This window comes from Roseicyclus marinus (assembly GCF_030163795.1).
In the GTDB taxonomy this organism is placed as follows: domain Bacteria; phylum Pseudomonadota; class Alphaproteobacteria; order Rhodobacterales; family Rhodobacteraceae; genus Roseicyclus; species Roseicyclus marinus.
This window is the reverse complement of sequence record NZ_JASJOF010000010.1, coordinates 1-17,827: the sequence shown is the minus strand read 5'-3', so window position 1 is coordinate 17,827 and position 17,827 is coordinate 1. Positions and strand designations below refer to the sequence as shown.

At 66.7% G+C, this 17,827-nt stretch carries 16 protein-coding genes and 1 pseudogene; 2 read left to right on the top strand and 15 right to left on the bottom strand.

From position 1 onward, the window contains the following. Positions 1–15: 15 nt before the first annotated feature. The 9 genes from pdhA to gltX form a co-directional block, all read right to left on the bottom strand. Positions 16–1,041: a pyruvate dehydrogenase (acetyl-transferring) E1 component subunit alpha gene (gene pdhA / locus QQK63_RS14505; RefSeq protein WP_277828475.1), complete on the bottom strand. Its 1,026-nt coding sequence runs from the start codon at positions 1,039–1,041 to the stop codon at positions 16–18. A 234-nt stretch (positions 1,042–1,275) separates the two neighbouring features. Continuing rightward, a complete protein-coding gene (locus tag QQK63_RS14500) occupies positions 1,276–1,569 on the bottom strand; it encodes an FtsB family cell division protein (protein ID WP_277828473.1) in 294 nt (97 codons plus the stop codon). 131 nt (positions 1,570–1,700) lie between these two features. Next, positions 1,701–2,591 carry a fructose bisphosphate aldolase gene (locus QQK63_RS14495; protein ID WP_277828471.1) on the bottom strand — a complete coding sequence of 297 codons (891 nt, stop codon included), beginning with the start codon at positions 2,589–2,591 and terminating at the stop codon, positions 1,701–1,703. Between the two features lie 89 nt (positions 2,592–2,680). Continuing rightward, on the bottom strand, positions 2,681–3,865 hold the full coding sequence (locus tag QQK63_RS14490) for a phosphoglycerate kinase (RefSeq protein WP_277828469.1): 1,185 nt from the start codon (positions 3,863–3,865) through the stop codon (positions 2,681–2,683). 110 nt (positions 3,866–3,975) lie between these two features. After that, positions 3,976–4,389: a Fur family transcriptional regulator gene (locus tag QQK63_RS14485; RefSeq protein WP_277828467.1), complete on the bottom strand. Its 414-nt coding sequence runs from the start codon at positions 4,387–4,389 to the stop codon at positions 3,976–3,978. A 93-nt stretch (positions 4,390–4,482) separates the two neighbouring features. Then, positions 4,483–5,925 carry a protein adenylyltransferase SelO gene (locus tag QQK63_RS14480; protein WP_277828465.1) on the bottom strand — a complete coding sequence of 481 codons (1,443 nt, stop codon included), beginning with the start codon at positions 5,923–5,925 and terminating at the stop codon, positions 4,483–4,485. Between the two features lie 51 nt (positions 5,926–5,976). Further along, positions 5,977–6,915: a nucleoside hydrolase gene (locus QQK63_RS14475; protein WP_277828463.1), complete on the bottom strand. Its 939-nt coding sequence runs from the start codon at positions 6,913–6,915 to the stop codon at positions 5,977–5,979. A 147-nt stretch (positions 6,916–7,062) separates the two neighbouring features. After that, the gene (locus QQK63_RS14470; RefSeq protein WP_277828461.1) at positions 7,063–8,358 is read right to left on the bottom strand and encodes a citrate synthase; all 1,296 of its coding nucleotides are present in this window, start codon (positions 8,356–8,358) and stop codon (positions 7,063–7,065) included. A gap of 122 nt (positions 8,359–8,480) precedes the next feature. Continuing rightward, on the bottom strand, positions 8,481–9,896 hold the full coding sequence (gene gltX / locus QQK63_RS14465; protein ID WP_277828459.1) for a glutamate--tRNA ligase: 1,416 nt from the start codon (positions 9,894–9,896) through the stop codon (positions 8,481–8,483). Between the two features lie 155 nt (positions 9,897–10,051). On the opposite strand from gltX, the gene QQK63_RS14460 reads away from it, so the two are divergent. Beyond that, entirely contained in the window at positions 10,052–12,238 is a 2,187-nt protein-coding gene (locus tag QQK63_RS14460) for a ComEC/Rec2 family competence protein (RefSeq protein ID WP_277828457.1), read from the top strand. Here QQK63_RS14460 and lexA read toward each other — a convergent pair. From lexA to QQK63_RS14430, 6 genes are all read right to left on the bottom strand, one after another. Next, positions 12,232–12,915: a transcriptional repressor LexA gene (gene lexA / locus QQK63_RS14455; RefSeq protein ID WP_277828455.1), complete on the bottom strand. Its 684-nt coding sequence runs from the start codon at positions 12,913–12,915 to the stop codon at positions 12,232–12,234. The two genes, QQK63_RS14460 and lexA, sit on opposite strands and share 7 nt — an antisense overlap. Positions 12,916–13,021: 106 nt before the next feature. Next, positions 13,022–14,221: a molybdopterin molybdotransferase MoeA gene (locus tag QQK63_RS14450; protein WP_277828453.1), complete on the bottom strand. Its 1,200-nt coding sequence runs from the start codon at positions 14,219–14,221 to the stop codon at positions 13,022–13,024. Positions 14,222–14,315: 94 nt separating this feature from the next. Next, complete coding sequence (moaC, locus tag QQK63_RS14445; RefSeq protein WP_277828451.1) at positions 14,316–14,795, bottom strand: cyclic pyranopterin monophosphate synthase MoaC; 480 nt, start codon at positions 14,793–14,795, stop codon at positions 14,316–14,318. A gap of 4 nt (positions 14,796–14,799) precedes the next feature. Next, positions 14,800–15,600: an indole-3-glycerol phosphate synthase TrpC gene (gene trpC, locus QQK63_RS14440; RefSeq protein ID WP_277828449.1), complete on the bottom strand. Its 801-nt coding sequence runs from the start codon at positions 15,598–15,600 to the stop codon at positions 14,800–14,802. Between the two features lie 8 nt (positions 15,601–15,608). Beyond that, positions 15,609–16,634: an anthranilate phosphoribosyltransferase gene (gene trpD, locus QQK63_RS14435; protein WP_277828447.1), complete on the bottom strand. Its 1,026-nt coding sequence runs from the start codon at positions 16,632–16,634 to the stop codon at positions 15,609–15,611. Continuing rightward, a complete protein-coding gene (locus QQK63_RS14430) occupies positions 16,631–17,227 on the bottom strand; it encodes an anthranilate synthase component II (RefSeq protein WP_277828445.1) in 597 nt (198 codons plus the stop codon). The genes trpD and QQK63_RS14430 overlap by 4 nt, the downstream gene beginning before the upstream one ends. A 175-nt stretch (positions 17,228–17,402) precedes the next feature. On the opposite strand from QQK63_RS14430, the pseudogene QQK63_RS14425 reads away from it, so the two are divergent. Continuing rightward, positions 17,403–17,827, top strand: a pseudogene (locus tag QQK63_RS14425) (hypothetical protein); the annotation flags it as partial.

The window sequence follows — 17,827 nt, the reverse complement described above, 5'->3', positions numbered from 1 at the left end:
ATCTGTCTGCTCCCCTCAGGCGGTCTGCGGTGCCGCGTCGGCGTAGATGTCGGTCCAAAGCTCGGAAAGATCGGGCTCGGGGCTTTCCTTGGAAAACTCGGCCGCCTCGTTCACGATGTCCTTGATCTCCTTGTCGATCTTTTTCAGATCGTCTTCGGAGGCATGGCCACCGGTCAGCAGCATCTGGCGGACATGTTCGATGGCGTCGCGCTTCTCGCGCATCTCCTGCACCTCTTCGCGGGTGCGGTATTTCGCGGGGTCCGACATGGAATGACCGCGGTAGCGGTAGGTCATGACCTCGAGGATATAGGGACCCTTGCCCGCGCGGCACTCGGCCACGGCGCGCTCGCCCGCTTCCTTGACGGCCAGAACGTCCATGCCGTCGACCGCTTCGCCCTTGATGCCGTAGGCGGCGCCGCGTTCCCAGAAATCGGGGGATTTGGTCGCGCGCTTGACGCTCGTGCCCATCGCGTACTGGTTGTTCTCGATCACGAAGATGACCGGCAGATCCCAGAGCTGGGCCATGTTGTAGCTTTCGGCCACCTGGCCCTGGTTGGCCGCGCCATCCCCGAAATAGGTGAAGGTCACGCGGTCATTGCCAAGGTACTTGTCGGCAAAGGCCAGACCCGCGCCGATCGGCACCTGCGCCGCGACGATGCCGTGGCCGCCGTAGAAATGCTTCTCCTTGGAGAACATGTGCATCGAGCCGCCCTTGCCCTTGGAATAGCCGCCCTCGCGGCCAGTCAGCTCGGCCATGACGCCCTTGGGATCCATGCCGCAGGCCAGCATGTGCCCGTGGTCGCGATAAGAGGTGACGCGCTTGTCACCTTCGGAGGCCGCAGCCTCAAGGCCCACGACGACCGCTTCTTGCCCGATGTAGAGGTGGCAAAAGCCGCCGATCAGGCCCATCCCGTAAAGCTGGCCGGCCTTTTCCTCGAAGCGACGGATCAGGAGCATCTCGCGGTAATAGCGCTTGAGCTCGTCAGCCGAGACGTTCGGCGTGGCGCCCGCTTGGGCTGCGGCGGTCTTGCGTGGTGGCATTCGGGTTATCCTCCCCCGGGGGTCGCAGAGATAGTTTAACGTTGAACATTTCTCTACCAGAGGCAACCGCAGATTGCACCCCGCAATCCTGACGCAGGGCCTTGCAGGGGATGCAAGGCTTCACGACAGGCGTGGGGCTGTCCGTATTTGGGGGAAGATGAAGGGAGGGACGCTGTCTTTCGGGAGGTCGCCGTGGAACCTCCTGTCGGCTTTCGTGCCGCTCGCGTCGGAGGTTTAGGGCAGGATGATCTCGTCAGCGCGGACATAGCCCAGCACGTCACGGGCCTGTTCGTCGAGCAGGTCGAGGTCGAGGTAATCGTCCGACAGGCGCCGCGTCAGCAATTCCATGCGCGCCACCTCCGTCTCCAGCGCGGCAAGCTGGGTTTCCAGCCGGTCGGCCTCAGCACTGATCTGGATGCGCTGGAACAGGCCGTAATTGCCCTGCACCGCGGTGAAGGTGAAATAGGCCCCGATCAGCAGTAGGGCGAGGGGCAGGACGAGCCCGGTAAGCGATGCGCTGCGCGCCATGTGGTGATCTGCCTGTGCCTCGGATCAACCGGCCCTCTGACGGGGCCGTGGACAACAGATTCGCACATTGATTCGCAAAAGGGAATCCCCCCTTTCGAGGGGGCCACAGGGCAGGGCGCGCGGCCCCTTGGTCAGGTGATGGAGGCCGCGCGGATCGCGTCGATCGTGGCGGCAAGCGTCGCGTTGAATTCCGCATCCGATTGCTGCGCCGACAACCCTTCCGTCAAGGCGCGCGAGAAGCTGGCGATCATGCCGGGATTGGCAGCCAGCCGCTTGCAGGCCTCGGCCCGCTCGTAGCCGCCCGACAGCGCCACGACGCGCATCACGCGCGGATGGGCGATCAGCGGCGCGTAGAGGTCGGGTTTGGTCGGGATGCTGAGTTTCAGCATCACCTGCTGGCCCTCCGGGATGGCATCGACCCCCTTGAGCAATTCGGCAAGCAAGATGGCTTCTGCCTCGGCTTTGTCGGGGGCCTTGATGTCCACCTCGGGTTCGAGGATCGGGATCAGGCCCTTGGCCAGCACCTGAAAGCCCAGATCGACCTGCTGGGCCACGATGCCCGCGATGCCGCCCGCATTGGCCGCAAGGATCACCGAGCGCTCCTTGGTGCCAAAGATGCCCTTGGCCACCGCGCGGTCGAGCAGGGCGTCGAGGCCCGGGATGGGCTTCATCATCTGAACGCCGCTTGCGGCCTCTTCCAGACCCTTGTCGATCTTGAGGAAGGGCACCACGCCCTTGTCCTGCCACAGGTAGGTCGCGGCCGGTTTGCCCGCGAAATCGCGGTCCATCGTCTGTTCGAACAAGATCGCGCCGATCACCTTGTCGCCGGTGAAGGCGGGCGAGGTGGCGATGCGCGTCCGCATGGCATGGATGAGGTCGAACATCTCGGCTTCGGAGGCATAGTCGTTTTCCCCGACGCCGTAGAGGCGCAGCGCCTTGGGGGTCGAGCCGCCCGATTGATCCAAGGCTGCGATGAACCCCTGTCCGGTCGCGATCCGGTCTGTCATGGCGGCGTCGGGCATCTGTCTCGCTCTCCTGCTGGGGGTCTTGTCGCGCCTGTCTGCCAAAGCGGGCGGGCGCTGTCCATGATGGTGGCGCAAACAGTCCCGGATCAGCCCGCCCGTTCCAGCGCCGCGACGCCCGGAAGGGTCTTGCCCTCCATCCATTCGAGGAATGCGCCACCCGCCGTCGAGACATAGGTGAAGCGATCGGCCGCCCCGGCATGGTTCAGCGCCGACACCGTGTCGCCGCCGCCCGCGACCGAAACCAGCCGCCCCGCTTCCGTCAAATCGGCCGCGGCCCGCGCCGCCGCCACGGTCGCCGCGTCGAAGGGCGCGATCTCGAAGGCGCCAAGCGGCCCGTTCCAGATCAGGGTCCGCGCGGCCTCGAAGGCCGCGACGATGCGGGCGACCGTCTCGGGGCCCGCGTCCAGGATCATGCCGCCCTCGGGCACGGCACCCGCCGCGACCGTTTCGTGATCGGCCCCGGCGGCGAAACGGTCTGCCACCACGACATCGCCGGGCAAGATGATCTCACAACCCGCCCCCTCGGCCTTGGCCATGATCGCGCGGGCGGTGTCGGCAAGATCATGTTCGCACAAGGATTTGCCCACGCCGATGCCCTGCGCGGCGAGAAAGGTATTGGCCATGCCGCCGCCGATCACGAGGCTGTCCACCTTGTCGATCAGGTTCGACAACAGGTCGAGCTTGGTCGAAACCTTTGCCCCGCCCACAACCGCCACGACCGGGCGCGCGGGATTGCCCAAGGCCGCCTCGAGCGCGCGCAACTCCGCCTCCATCAGGCGCCCGGCACAAGCGGGCAAGAGATGCGCCACGGCTTCGGTCGAGGCATGGGCCCGGTGCGCGGCGGAAAAGGCATCGTTGCAATAGATATCCCCCAGCGCCGCGAGTTCGGCGGCAAATGCGGCATCGTTCTTTTCCTCGCCGGGAAAGAAGCGGATGTTTTCCAGCAGCAAAACCTCGCCCGGTTCGGTGGCGGCGATGGCCGCCGCGAAATCCTCGGCGGCGAAACGGACGCGCTGGCCCAAGGCTGCCTCCAGCGCGGGCAGGGTCACCTTGAGCGACATGTCCGGCACCACCTTGCCTTTCGGCCTGTCGAAATGGGCGATCAGGACAGGCTTGCCCCCCTTGGCGAGGATATCGCGGATCGTGGGCAGGATGCGGGTGATGCGGGTGTCGTCGGTGACGCGGCCGTCTTGTACGGGCACGTTGATGTCCACGCGGGTCAGGACGGTCTTGCCCGCAAGATCCATGTCGTCGAGGGTTTTCCAGCTCATCGCGATCTCCGTCATCTGTTCGGGCCCGTCATATCATGCGACGCGCGACAGGCCAGCGTCTGGTGGCCAGCGTCTGCTGGCCCGGACGAGGGACAAGAGACCTTGGCGGCTCAGCCCCGCTTGATCGGCACGCCGTAAAGTTCCAGCCGATGCCCCTTGAGCCGGTAACCCAGCTTCTCGGCGATCTTTTCCTGAAGCGCCTCGATCTCGGGGTCGACGAATTCGATCACTTGTCCCGTATGCATGTCGATCAGGTGATCGTGGTGATCGCGCTCCGCATCCTCGTAGCGGGCGCGGCCATCCCCGAATTCCAGCCGGTCGAGAATACCCGATTCCTCGAAAAGCTTCACCGTCCGGTAGACAGTGGCGATGGAGATGCGCGGGTCACGGGCGCTTGCGCGGGCATAGAGTTCCTCGACATCGGGATGGTCTGTCGCCTGTTCCAGCACCTGCGCGATGACGCGGCGCTGCTCGGTCATGCGCAGGCCCCGCGCCTCGCAGCGGCCTTCGATCGTGTCGGACATGGCGGGCCCCGCAGCTTTGGTCGTGGCCCGCAGGTTTAGGCGATTTGGCGGCGTGGGAAAAGCCGCAAGGAAGCCGGAGAAGGGCAGGGGCGCTCAGGTGCCGCAGAAGGTCTGGGTGACATGTTCGCCATCCTCGGGCGCGGCCTCGTAGGCGACAAGCTCGGGGGCTTCGGCGAAAGGATCGGCCAGTGCCGCCATCAACCCGTGGAAGGGGGCATAATCGCCCTCGGCGGCTTGGGCGATCACCTGTTCGATCCGGTGGTTGCGCGGGATCCGCGCGGGGTTGATCGCGCGCATCCGCGCCACGCGCATCTCTGGCCCGATGTCTTCTTGCGCCATCCGCGCGCGCCACCGCACCTGCCAGGCGTCCATGACGGTCGGGTCGATGAATTCGTCGCGCGCCAGCGCGGGATCGGGGCCGGACAGCGCGCGGAAGGTGCGGGTGAAATCGGCCCCGTTCTCGGCCATCATGTTCAACAGGTCAAAGGCAAGGCTTGCGTCACCTTCCCGGTTTTCGCCAAGGCCGAGCTTGCGCGCCAAGACAGACTGCCATTCGGCATCGAACCGGTCGGCAAAGCCGTTGACGGCGGTGGTGAAGACCTCGATCCCCTCGTCGCGGTCGGGGATCAGGGCCAACAGGGCCGTGGCCAGCTGCGCAAGGTTCCAGACCGCGATCCGGGGCTGGTTGGCAAAGGCATAGCGCCCGAACTGGTCGATCGAGGAAAACACCGTATCGGGGTGATAGGCATCCATGAAGGCGCAGGGGCCGTAATCGATGGTCTCGCCCGAAATCGCCATGTTGTCCGTGTTCATCACGCCATGGATGAAGCCCACGCCCATCCATTGCGCGATCAGCCGCGCCTGCGCCCCGATCACCGCGTCGAGCAACCCGGCCGGACCTTTCGCCTGCGGGTAATGCCGCGCGATGGCGTGGTCGCACAGCGCCTGAAGCGCCTCGGTATCCTTGCGGGCGGCGAAATACTGAAAGGTTCCGACCCGGATGTGAGAGGCGGCCACCCGGGTAAAGACGGCACCGGGCAGCAAGCCGTCGCGCTGCACGATCTCGCCCGTGGTGACGGCGGCAAGCGCCCGGGTGGTGGGAATGCGCATCGCGGCCATGGCTTCGGAGACGATGTATTCCCGCAGCACCGGACCAAGCCACGCACGCCCGTCGCCCATGCGGGAATAGGGCGTCTGGCCCGCACCCTTCAATTGGATGTCGAACCGCGCGCCGTCGGGTGCCACCACCTCGCCCAGCAAGATCGCGCGCCCATCGCCCAGACGCGGCGACCAGCCGCCGAACTGGTGACCGGCATAGACCTGCGCCAAGGGTTCCGCCCCCATGGGCAGGGCGTTTCCGGCAAAGATGCTGGCGATTTCGGCCTCATCTTGCGGCAGTTCGATCCCCAGCCGGCCGGCCAGCGCCCGGTTCACCGCAACCAGTCGGGGCGCGGTGACGGGCACCGGCGGCTGGCGGGTGTAGAACCTGTCGGGGAGGCGCGCATAGCTGTTGTCGAAGGGGAAACGGGGGGTCATGGGCCCTCCTTTCCCCACAGACATAGGGGGCGGGGCCGCCGGGGGAAAGGGTCAGAGCCGCGCAAGACGTTCGGTGAGCAGGTCATAAAAGCCATCGGCGTCCACATCGCCCATGAAATGGGCATTCTTGGGTCTTTTGGTCACGCCCCACCAATCGGCCACCGTCATGCCCCGCGTCAGCTCCGACATCGTTTCGATCTCGACGTTGATGTGCCGCCCCGAAAACAGGCCCGGATTGATCAGATGGGCAATGACGCAAGGGTCGTGCAGCGGTGCACCGTCATGGCCGTATTTCTCCATGTCGAAGCGTTCGAAGAAATCGGTCCATTGCGCGACCGCATGGGCGACAGACGATCCGATGGCGCGGATCGCCTCGATCCGCGGCCGCGTGGTCAGGACCTTGTGGGTCACGTCGAGCGGCATCACGGTCAGCGGCACACCCGACTTGAACACGATCTCGGCGGCTTCGGGATCGACATAGATGTTGAATTCGGCCGCGGGCGTGATGTTGCCCACTTCGAAATAGGCCCCGCCCATCAGCACGATCTCCTGCACCTTGGGGATGATGTCGGGCGCGGTCCGAAAGGCCGTGGCGATATTCGTCAGCGGCCCGAGCGGGCAGAGCGTGACTGTATCGGCCGGTTCGGTCCGAAGTGTCTCGATGATGAAATCGACGCCGTGCATCTCCTGCAGCGGCATGGTCGGCTCGGGCAGGTCGATGCCGTCGAGCCCGGTCTTGCCATGGACATGTTCCGCGGTCACCAGCGCATGGGCCAGCGGTTTTTCGCATCCGGCAAAGACCCGGATATCGCGCCGCCCAGCCAGTTCGCAGACGATGCGCGCGTTCCTTTGGGTCAGGGACAGCGGCACGTTGCCCGCGACGGCGGTGATGCCCAGAACCTCCAAAGCCTCGGGCGAGGCAAGCGCGAGCAGGATCGCCACGGCGTCATCCTGTCCGGGGTCGGTGTCGATGATGATCTTTCTGGCCATGCTGGGGCTCCTGTCTGTCGCGGCGCAGGTTTCACAGTTGCGGCAGAGACTTCAATGCCTCCGGCGGCCGTATTTGGGGAAAGATGAAGGCCAAAGGAAAAGGGCCGCCCGGTACGGGACGGCCCTCGTTGCGCAAGGCGACAAGCCTCAGCGGTTCTCGATCTCGACGTAGTCGCGCAGCGTCTCGCCCATGTAGAGCTGGCGCGGGCGACCGATCTTCATCGCGGGGTCGGCCAGCTGTTCCTTCCACTGCGAAATCCAGCCGACCGTGCGCGAGACGGCAAAGATCGGCGTGAACATCGAGGTGGGGAAGCCCATCGCCTCGAGGATGATGCCCGAGTAGAAATCGACGTTCGGGAAGAGCTTTTTCTCGATGAAATACTCGTCGTTGACCGCGATCCGCTCCAGCTCCTTGGCGATCTGCAGGAGCGGGTTGTTTTCCACCCCAAGAAGATCCAGCACCTCGTCGGCGGATTGCTTCATCACCGTCGCGCGGGGGTCGAAGTTCTTGTAGACGCGGTGGCCGAAGCCCATCAGGCGGAACGGATCGTTCTTGTCCTTGGCGCGCGCGATGAATTCGGGGATGCGGTCGGGCGTGCCGATTTCCTTGAGCATCTCGAGGCAGGCCTGGTTCGCGCCGCCATGCGCGGGCCCCCAGAGGCAGGCGATGCCGGCCGCGATACAGGCAAAGGGATTGGCACCCGAGGAGGAAGCCAGACGCACCGTCGAGGTGGAGGCGTTCTGTTCGTGATCGGCATGGAGCGTGAAGATGCGGTCCATGGCCCGGGCCAGAACCGGATCGACGACATATTCCTCGGCCGGCACGGCAAAGCACATGCGCAGGAAGTTCGAGGCGTAGTCGAGGTCGTTGCGCGGATAGACGAAGGGCTGGCCGATCGAATATTTGTAAGCCATAGCCGCGATCGTGGGCATCTTGGCGATCAGGCGGTGGCTTGCGATCTCGCGCTGGCGCTCGTCGTTGATGTCGGTCGAATCGTGGTAGAAGGCCGACATCGCGCCGACCACACCCACCATCGTCGCCATCGGATGCGCATCGCGGCGGAAGCCGCGGAAGAAGTTGTGCATCTGCTCGTGGATCATCGTGTGACGGGTGATCGTCGTCTCGAACTGTTCCAGTTCGGCCGCCGAGGGCAGTTCACCGTACAAGAGCAGGTAGCACACTTCGAGGTAATGCGATTTCTCGGCCAGCTGGTCGATCGGGTAGCCGCGGTGCATCAGCTCGCCCTTGTCGCCGTCGATATAGGTGATGGCGCTTTCGCAAGACGAGGTGGAGGTGAAGCCCGGGTCATGGGTAAAGACACCCGCCTTGGCGTAAAGCTTTGTGATGTCGATGACATCGGGGCCGGCCGTGGGCGAATGGATCGGCAGCTCGTAGCTCTGTCCGTCAATCGTCAAGGTCGCGGTTCTGGTCGTGTCTGCCATGGTCGTCCCTTCTCCGTCTTGGCCTGTCGCCGCGCCGGATTGGCGCTGCGCGGTACCTGCATGGGGCGTGCCAGACGCAACGCAGCCGGCCCCCTGTCCGTCTCCGGCAGCCCCCCGACCTGTCAGCCGTCGCGGGAAGCCGCCTCGGTCAGGCGCGCAAGCGATTCCGCGCGGCCGATGACCAGCATCATGTCGAAGACGCTCGGCGTGACGCTGCGCCCGGCAAGGGCCGCGCGCAGGGGCGCGGCAAGCTTGCCGAATTTCGTCCCATGGGCCTCTGCCGTCCGGGTCAGCACCGCCTCGAGCGTGTCGCGATCCCAGCTAACATTCTGCAACTGCGCAGTCAATTCATGCAGTATACCACGGGATACCGGGTCGAGCGCGGCTTGTGCCTTCTCGTCGGGCTGCAAGGGGCGGGAGGCCAAGGCAAACTGGCCTTTTTCAAGCAGATCGGGCAGGGATTTCGCCCGATCCTTGAGGCAATACATCGCAGCATTCATCAGATCGTGCTGCGCCTGCGAAAGGGGCGGCTGGCCTGTCAGCGCCAAGAAAGCCTCGATTTCCGACAAGAGCACGTCATCGGCCATCCGGGCGATGTGCCAGCCCGCAACATTCTCCAGCTTCTTCATGTCGAGACGGGCGGGCGCGCGCCCGATGCCGGGCAAATCGAACCACGCCATCGCCTGCGCATCGGTGAACAGTTCGTCATCGCCATGGCTCCAGCCCAGCCGCGCAAGGTAATTGCGCATCGCTGCCGCGGGTATCCCCATCTCGGCATATTCCATGACGCCCGTGGCCCCGTTGCGCTTGGACAGTTTCTTGCCGTCCTCGCCATGGATCAGCGGGATATGCGCCCAGACAGGCTCCGCCCAGCCCATGGCGCGGTAAATCTGCGCCTGCCGCGCGGCATTGTTGAGGTGGTCGTCGCCCCGGATCGCATGGGTGACCCCCATGTCATGGTCATCGACCACCACGGCCAGCATGTAGGTCGGCGTTCCGTCCGAGCGCAGCAGGACCATGTCGTCGAGTTGGTCGTTGCGAAAGGTCACGCGTCCCTGCACCGCATCCTCGATCACCGTCTCCCCTTCGCGGGGTGCGCGCAGCCGGATCACGAAAGGCCGGTCGGGATGGCTTGCCGGGTCGGCATCGCGCCACGGGCTGAGATAGAGGGTCGACCGCCCCTCGGCCCGCGCCGCCTCGCGAAAGGCTTCGATCTCGTCCTGGCTGGCGAAGCATTTGTAGGCATGGCTCATGGCCAGCATCTCGTGGGCGACCTCGGCATGGCGGGGGACGCGGGCGAACTGGCTGACCGCCTCCCCATCCCAATCGAGGCCAAGCCAGCGCATGCCCTCCAAAATGGCCTCGGTCGCCTCGGGGGTCGATCGCGCGCGGTCCGTATCCTCGATCCTGAGAAGGAACTTGCCGCCGCGCCCGCGCGCGTAGAGCCAGTTGAACAGCGCCGTGCGCGCCGTGCCGATATGCATGATCCCCGTGGGCGAGGGCGCGATGCGCGTGACGATCTGCGAGGAATTGGCCATTTCTCATCCCTTCCGCATCCCGGCAGGCGGGCGCGCGTTAACCTGTTGGAAACCATGTCCGGGCAAGACTTGGGCTCGTTACCGCAACTCTCGGGGCGCTGACAAGCAAGTGGCGGGTCGGCAAGTGGCGGGTCCGCAAGTGACAGGTCGGGCAAGTGGCAGATCGGGCTGACGCCATCCTCGCGCCGGAACGCGCGCCAAAGGCTTCCATCCGGCTTGCCGCGCCTCTTGTCGGGATGCTTGTGCGGCAGCGGGGCGCGCTCATGCCTTGGTCGGCGGTGATGCTGGGGCTGGGGGTGTCGATCTATTTCGCGCTGCCGCGGGAACCGGGGCCTCTCGGTCTTGCCTGCATCGCGTTTCTTTTGTGTGCCGGTCTTCTGGGCGCGTGGCGTTGGCGCGACGGGTTCGGGCCGCTTTTTCTTGCCGTGGCGCTTGTCGCCGGTGGCGTCCTTGTTGCGGCGGGGCGCACGCATCAGGTGGCGGGACCCGTACTTGAATTCCGCTACTACGGTGCGATCGAGGGGCGGGTGGTGGGCGTCGACCGCTCCGCCTCCGATGCGATCCGCCTCACGCTCGACCAGGTCCGGCTCGAAGATCTGGATCCCGCCCGCACCCCGCCGCGTGTGCGGGTGTCGCTTCACGGCGCGGGGCAGGGCGCTGCGCCCGAACCGGGCAGCATCGTGATGATGACCGGGCATCTGTCGGCCCCTGCCGGTCCCGCCGAACCGGGCGGGTTCGACTTCCAGCTTCACGCCTATTTCCTGTCGCTCGGCGCGGTCGGCTATACGCGCACGCCCGTTGTGCTGCTCGACCACCGCGCGCCGGGGGCTGCGCGCCTTTTTCACCTGCGCCTTGCCATGTCGGCCGCGATACAGGACCGGATCGCGGGGCAGCCGGGGGCCTTTGCCGCCGCCGTCCTGACCGGGGATCGCTCCGGGCTGGAGGCCGGCCCGGTCGAGGCGATGCGCGCCGCCAACATCGCGCATCTTCTGGCAATCTCCGGGCTGCACATGGGCCTGCTCACAGGTTTCGTCTACGCAGCCCTGCGCCAGCTCCTCGCGCTGATCCCCGCGCTCGCCTTGCGCTACCCGATCCGCAAATGGGCGGCGGTGGCGGCATTGGGGGCAGGGGCCTTCTACCTCGCGCTGTCGGGCGGCAATGTCGCGACCGAACGCGCCTTCATTCAGGTGGCGGTGATGTTTGCCGCCGTGCTTCTTGACCGCCGTGCCCTGACGTTGCGCTCGGTCGCCATCGCGGCCTTGATCGTGTTGGTTCACCGGCCTGAAACGCTGCTCTCGCCGGGTTTCCAGATGTCCTTTGCGGCCACTGCGGCGCTTGTGGGGGTCTTTGGTGCGCTGCGGGGTGCTGTCTGGATGCAGGGTTGGCCGAAATGGGCCAAGGGGGCCTTTGCGCTGGTCGTATCTTCCGCCGTTGCGGGTGCCGCAACCGCGCCATTCGGGGCGGTGCATTTCAACCAGATCTCGGTCTATGGCCTGGCCGCAAATCTTCTGAGCGTGCCGGTAATGGGCAGTTTGATCATCCCCGGTGCGGTTCTGGCCGCGATCCTCTGGCCGCTTGGCCTGTCGGGACCGGTCTGGTGGGCAATGGAATGGGGCTTGGCCTGGATCCTTGCCGTGGCCGCCCATGTCGCAGCATTGCCCGGCGCGGTGGAGCCGGTGCCGACACCAGCGGGCTGGACGCTCGGGGCGATCACGCTCGGCGCGCTTGTCGTGCTGCTCTGGCAGGGGCGGGCGCGGTGGTTGGGCGTTCTGCCTATGATCACCGCGCTCCTGCTGTGGTCGGCTGACGGGCGGCCTGCCATCCTCGTCTCCGACAGCGGCGGCATGGTCGGCCTCATGTCTCAGGCGGGGCGCGCGCTCAGCCGCGCGCAGGGCGAGGGGTTCGTCGCCGGAATCTGGCTGGAGAATGACGGCGATCCCGCCACCCAGCCCGAGGCTGCGGCCCGTCCCGTCTGGCAAATCTCGGGGGCCGGGCAATGGGCGCGGATCGGCGACTGGTCGATATGGCACGGGTCAGGGCGCACGGCGCTGGCCGAGGCTGCCGCCGCTTGCACCCGATACGATCTGGTCGTCCTTTCGGAACCCGCGCCCGAGGGCCCCCTGACCGCATCCGCCGCGGAGCTCGCCGAAAGGCTATCGGGTGACCCGGCTGCAAGGCTTCTGCCCGGGCCCGCCTGTCATGTCCTCGACGGGACGCTTCTGGCCCGGACCGGGGCAATCGCGCTGATGCCCGAAGGCGCGGCGCTTCGTGTGATCACCGCGCGCAGGGTGCAGGGCGACCGCCCATGGTCGCCCCAAGCCGAGGCCATTGCCCCTCAATAGGTGCGGATCAACCCGACCAGTTTGCCCTGAACGCTGACCTGATCGTCGCGGAACACCCGCGTCTCATAGGCGGGGTTCGCCGCCTCCAGCGCGATCATCCCCGCCTTGCGGCGCAATCGCTTCAACGTGGCTTCCTGGCCTTCGACCAGGGCCACGACGATATCGCCGTTATCGGCTGTCGATCCTTCTTCTATCACCACGATGTCGCCATCGTTGATCCCGGCCTCGATCATCGAATCCCCGCGCACTTCCAGCGCGTAATGGCTGCGCCCCGACCGCATCATCTGATGCGGCACCGCGACATGGCTCTCGATCTGCGAAATCGCCTCGATCGGCGTGCCCGCCGCGATCCGGCCCATCACCGGCACCTCCATCGCCGCGGCCTCCACAGGCATCGCGCCGCGGGGCGGATCCGTCCGGTCGCCCGCGATGACGCGCGGCTCAAACCCGGGCCGTTCGACCGCATCGGGCATCTTCACGATTTCCAGCGCGCGGGCCCGATGCGCCAGTCGCCGGATAAAGCCCCGTTCCTCCAGCGCCGTGATCAGCCGATGGATGCCGGATTTCGACCGCAGGTCCAGCGCCTCCTTCATCTCGTCGAAGGACGGCGGCACGCCATCGCGCTGCACGCGCTTGTGGATGAATTCCAGCAGGTCACGCTGCTTGCGGGTCAGCATCGGCGCATACTCCTCAGATGGGGCATCACATCGGGTCCAATGTCGGGGTCCATTCCCGCCACGTTCGGGTAATGTTCTACCCCTGTTCCCGGTCCGTGTCAACGAATCACGTGAAATCCGCCCCAAGCGGCAGGTACTCCACAACATCGCCCGCCGCGCGCGGCCCGTCATGGACCGGACGCACGACCAGTGCCCCGGCATGGGCCAGCACCGTCAGGAGCGAACTGTCCTGGCTGTCATGCGGCAAGAGGCGCGGCATGTCCCCCCCGGACGTCAGCGTCGCGCGCATGTAATGCTCGCGTGGCCCGTTCTCGGGCAGGTCGCAGGCCAACACGCCCATCCGCCGCACCCGGGGCCCGCCCGGCAACCCGAGCAGAACCCGCAGCATCGGCACAAGGAAGATCTCGGCACACACCAGCGACGAGACCGGATTTCCCGGCAAGCCCAGCAAGACCGCATCACCAAGCCGACCGGCCATAAGCGGCTTTCCGGGCCGCATCGCGACCTTGTAGAACGCGCGCTCCAATCCCATGCCCCCCGCGACCGCGCCGACAAGGTCATGATCCCCGACCGATGCGCCACCGATCGTCACCACAAGGTCGGCGCCCTCGGCCAGTTTCAGCACCTGCTCAAGGCTCTCGCGCCGATCCCGCGCGATGGGCAAAAGCCGCGCACGCCCCCCCTCGGCCTCGACCAGCACCTTCACCCCGTAACTGTTCGAGGCGACGATCTGATCGGCGCGCGGTGCCTCACCGGGGCTGACCAATTCGTCTCCCGTGGCGATGACCGCCACTTCGGGTCGCCGCCGCACCACCAGTCCGGGCAGGTTCATCGCGGCGCACAGCGCCACATCGGCGGGGCTCATCCGCCGCGGGGCGGCCAGCCGCGCACCCAAGCGGAAATCGCCCCCCGCAGGGCGGATGTTCGACGCGCCGTCAAGCTGTGCCCCCAGCGTGACGACATCGCCCGCCCGGCTCACATCTTCCTGGATCACGACGCAATCCGCCCCCTCGGGCACCGGCGCGCCGGTAAAGATGCGCAGCGCCTCTCCCGGCCCGAGGCGGCCGGCCCAGGCGCGGCCGGCGGGCGCCTCGCCCACCACGCGCAGGCTGCGCCCCGCCACCCGATCCTCCTGCAAGATCGCGTACCCATCCATCGCCGATGCGGCAAAGGGCGGCTGGTCGCGGCGCGCGACGGCATCCTCGGCCAGAACGCGCCCCCCGGCATCGGCCAGCGCCACGCGCTCCACCTCCAACGGGCGCACCAGCGCAAGGCAGGCGGCCAGCGCTTCCTCGACCGTGATCATCCGCGCCCCCCGCTCATGGCTTCATCTTCCCGAAAATACGGATGGCGGGCCGCTGCCACCCGCGCCACCCACGGGGCAGGGCGCGGACCGCCTCTCACGGCGCCGCCTCGTAACGCCCGGATTTGCCGCCATCCTTCAGCACGACGCGGATGCCGCCGATCTCGATCGACTTCTCGGCCGCCTTCAACATGTCATGGACCGTCAAGGCCGCCACCGACACGGCGGTCAGCGCTTCCATCTCGACACCTGTCTGGCCCGTGGTCTTGACCGTCGCCGTGATCCGTACGCCGGGAAGCGCCGCATCCGTCACCAGATCCAGCGTCACCTTTGTGATCGGCAAAGGGTGACAGAGCGGGATCAGATCGGCGGTCTTCTTGGCGCCCATGATGCCCGCCAGCCGCGCGATGCCCAGAACATCGCCCTTCTTCGCGCTGCCCTGTTCCACCAATGCCAGCGTCTCGGGCCGCATCTTGACCCAACCTTCGGCCACCGCGATCCGGTCGGTCACCGCCTTGTCCGAGACGTCGACCATATGGGCCTGTCCCGCGCCGTCGAAATGGGTCAGTTCCGCCATGGTCTCACCCCGCCACTGGGTCGGACAGGATCGCGCGGGTTGCCGCCGTCACATCCGCCTGTCGCATCAGGCTTTCACCGATCAGGAAGGACCGCGCCCCCGCCTCGGCCATGCGCGCCAGATCGGCAGGAGTGAACAGTCCCGATTCCGAGATGACCATACGGTCTCCGGGCACCCGCGCCGCCAACCGCTCGGTCGTCGCCAGATCGGTCACAAAGGTGTTCAGATCGCGGTTGTTGATCCCCAGCAGCGGGCTTTTCAGCGTCAAGGCGCGGTCCAGCTCCGCATCGTCATGCACCTCGATCAGGGCGTCCATCCCCCAATGCCGCGCCGCATCTTCCAGTTCAGCCGCCAGACCATCCTCGACCGAGGCCATGATGATCAGGATGCAATCCGCGCCCCAGGCCCGCGCCTCGGCCACCTGGTAGGTGTCGTAAAGAAAATCCTTCCGCAAGCAGGGCAGGGAGGAGGCCGCCCGCGCCCGGCTCAGGTACTCGGGCTTGCCTTGAAAACTGGGGGTATCGGTCAGGACCGACAGGCAGGTCGCGCCACCCGCCTCATAGGCCCGCGCCAGAACCGGCGGATCGAAATCCTCCCGGATCAGACCCTTGGACGGGCTCGCCTTCTTGATCTCGGCGATCAGCCCGTAGCCGGTTTTCTCCGCCGCCGTCAGCGCCGCGCCGAAGCCCCGCACGCGGGGGGCGGCGCGTGCGGCCTCCTCCACGCCCGCGAGCGGTCGCGCGGCCTTGGCGGCGACGATTTCCTCCAGCTTGTAGGTCTTGATCTTGTCCAGAATGGTTGCCATCGCCGCGCTCATGCTCCCTTGGCCGCTTGCGTGATCGCGGCAAGCTTCTCGACCGCGGCCTTTGCCTTGCCGCTGTCGATGCTCTCGGCGGCGATCTCGACCCCGCTTTTCAGATCCCCGGCCTTTTCCGCGACCACCAGTGCGGCGGCTGCGTTGAGCAGCACCGCGTCGCGATAGGCGCCTTTTTCACCGGCCAAAAGCGCCCGCAGCGCGACCGCATTCTCGGCGGGCGTCCCGCCCAGGATGTCGCGGAACGGATGCGCCGGCAGCCCCGCCTCCTCGGGATGAACCTCGCGCGGCCGGATCTTTCCGTCTTTCAGCACCGCAACCGAGGTCGGGCCGGAAATGGAAATCTCGTCGGTTCCATCCGATCCATGCACCAGCCACGCCGCCTCCGACCCCAGCGCCTGCAGCGTTTCGGCCATGGGAAAGATCAGGTCGATGGCAAAGGCCCCGGTCAATTGCCGCTTCACCCCCGCCGGGTTCGTCAGCGGCCCGAGGATGTTGAAGATCGTCTTGCAGCCCAGTTCGGTCCGCACCGGCATCACCTGTTTCATCGCCGGATGATGCATGGGGGCCATCATGAACCCGATGCCCGCCTCCGCGATGGCGCGCTCGACCACCGCCGGCGGGACCATCACGTCGATCCCCAGCTCCGACAGCGCATCGGCCGATCCCGATTTCGACGACAGGTTGCGGTTCCCGTGCTTGGCCACCGGCACGCCCGCGCCCGCCACGACGAAAGCCGCCGCCGTCGAGATGTTGAGCGTCCCCATCCCGTCGCCGCCCGTGCCCACGATATCCATCGCGCCCTCGGGCGCCGCCACCTTCACGCAGCGGTCCCGCATCACTTGGGCCGCTGCGGCATATTCGGCCACGGATTCGCCCCGCGCCCGCATCGCCATCAGCAATCCCGCGATCTGGGCTTGCGTGGCGGTACCTTCGAACAATTCCTCGAAGGCGGCTTCGGCCTGCGCGCGCGACAACGGCCCTTCCGAGGCGGCATAGATCAACGGTTTCATCGCATCGGTCATGCGGGGACGGCTCCCTCGGCGGTTTGCGCCATGTTCAGGAAATTCTTCAGCATCGCATGGCCATGTTCGGACCGGATGCTTTCGGGGTGAAACTGGACGCCCTCGATGGGCAGGGTCTTGTGGCGCAGGCCCATGATCGTGCCGTCGGGCAACTCGGCCGTCACCTCCAGCACATCGGGCAGCGTGGGGCGGTCGACGACCAGCGAATGATACCGCGTGGCCTTGAGCGGCGAGGGCAGGCCCGCAAAGACGCCTTTGCCCGCGTGATGGATCTCGCCCATCTTGCCATGCACGATCTCGCTGTGGCGCTGCACCTTGCCGCCAAAGGCCTCCCCGATGGTCTGGTGGCCGAGGCAAACCCCCAACAGCGGCACACCCGCCCCGGCGGCGGCCCGCGTCAGCGCAAGGCAGATGCCCGCCTGCGCCGGATCGCAGGGGCCGGGCGACAGGACGATGGCCGAAGGTGCCAGCGCCAGCGCGTCCTGCACCGTGATCTGGTCGTTGCGCACCACCTGCGTCTCGGCCCCCAATTCGCCCAGGTAATGGACGAGGTTCCAGGTGAAACTGTCGTAATTGTCGATCAGGAGCAGCATGGGGGCGGGTCCGGCGCTTGAGGTTCAAAAGGGGGGGTGAAGGCGGCGCACACCCGAGGTATACATGTTTCAAAGCCGCGCCGGGTGGTCAAGCGCCCGTGGTCAAGGCGGCTGGGGCCAGGATCGCCGGGACAGCGCCCGGGTATCTGGCCCGACGCAAACGAGCGGGGGCAGTATGGGTGGCGGAATTCTGAACGGGTTTATCCTCGGCCTCGTGGTCTCCGGCGTGGTCCTGGGGGCCGTGTCGCTCTCCACGCCGCTGCCGGATCGTGGCGAGGCACCGTCGCCCGCGCCCATGCCGGTCGGGCCGCTGACCCTCGTTCCGGCCGTCCCCGAGGATGCCGCGCCCGACGCCGATGACGCACCGACCTCTCCCGTTGTCGTGCTGCCGGGCGCGATGCCCGAGGCTGCGGCCGAGGAACCCGCCGCCACACGCCCCCCCGCAACCGCGCCCGAGGCCGTAGCCGCCCCTGAGCCGCAAGCAGATGTCGCCCCGGATCCCGCCGCCGCCCCCCCGGCCGAGGCGGAACAGCCCATGGCCACGGCCTTGCCCCGGCCCGCCGCCGATCCCGCGCCGCGCCTGCCGCGCGCCGATACCCC

What these genes read in the sequence shown, in the direction of transcription:
- QQK63_RS14485 (WP_277828467.1), bottom strand. Translation starts at nt 4,389, where the DNA reads ATGTCCGACACGATCGAAGGCCGCTGCGAGGCGCGGGGCCTGCGCATG.
- trpC (WP_277828449.1), bottom strand. Translation starts at nt 15,600, where the DNA reads ATGGCAACCATTCTGGACAAGATCAAGACCTACAAGCTGGAGGAAATC.
- QQK63_RS14475 (WP_277828463.1), bottom strand. Translation starts at nt 6,915, where the DNA reads ATGGCCAGAAAGATCATCATCGACACCGACCCCGGACAGGATGACGCC.
- QQK63_RS14450 (WP_277828453.1), bottom strand. Translation starts at nt 14,221, where the DNA reads ATGATCACGGTCGAGGAAGCGCTGGCCGCCTGCCTTGCGCTGGTGCGC.
- trpD (WP_277828447.1), bottom strand. Translation starts at nt 16,634, where the DNA reads ATGACCGATGCGATGAAACCGTTGATCTATGCCGCCTCGGAAGGGCCG.
- gltX (WP_277828459.1), bottom strand. Translation starts at nt 9,896, where the DNA reads ATGGCCAATTCCTCGCAGATCGTCACGCGCATCGCGCCCTCGCCCACG.
- lexA (WP_277828455.1), bottom strand. Translation starts at nt 12,915, where the DNA reads ATGCTGACCCGCAAGCAGCGTGACCTGCTGGAATTCATCCACAAGCGC.
- QQK63_RS14480 (WP_277828465.1), bottom strand. Translation starts at nt 5,925, where the DNA reads ATGACCCCCCGTTTCCCCTTCGACAACAGCTATGCGCGCCTCCCCGAC.
- moaC (WP_277828451.1), bottom strand. Translation starts at nt 14,795, where the DNA reads ATGGCGGAACTGACCCATTTCGACGGCGCGGGACAGGCCCATATGGTC.
- pdhA (WP_277828475.1), bottom strand. Translation starts at nt 1,041, where the DNA reads ATGCCACCACGCAAGACCGCCGCAGCCCAAGCGGGCGCCACGCCGAAC.
- QQK63_RS14495 (WP_277828471.1), bottom strand. Translation starts at nt 2,591, where the DNA reads ATGCCCGACGCCGCCATGACAGACCGGATCGCGACCGGACAGGGGTTC.
- QQK63_RS14430 (WP_277828445.1), bottom strand. Translation starts at nt 17,227, where the DNA reads ATGCTGCTCCTGATCGACAATTACGACAGTTTCACCTGGAACCTCGTC.
- QQK63_RS14500 (WP_277828473.1), bottom strand. Translation starts at nt 1,569, where the DNA reads ATGGCGCGCAGCGCATCGCTTACCGGGCTCGTCCTGCCCCTCGCCCTA.
- QQK63_RS14470 (WP_277828461.1), bottom strand. Translation starts at nt 8,358, where the DNA reads ATGGCAGACACGACCAGAACCGCGACCTTGACGATTGACGGACAGAGC.
- QQK63_RS14490 (WP_277828469.1), bottom strand. Translation starts at nt 3,865, where the DNA reads ATGAGCTGGAAAACCCTCGACGACATGGATCTTGCGGGCAAGACCGTC.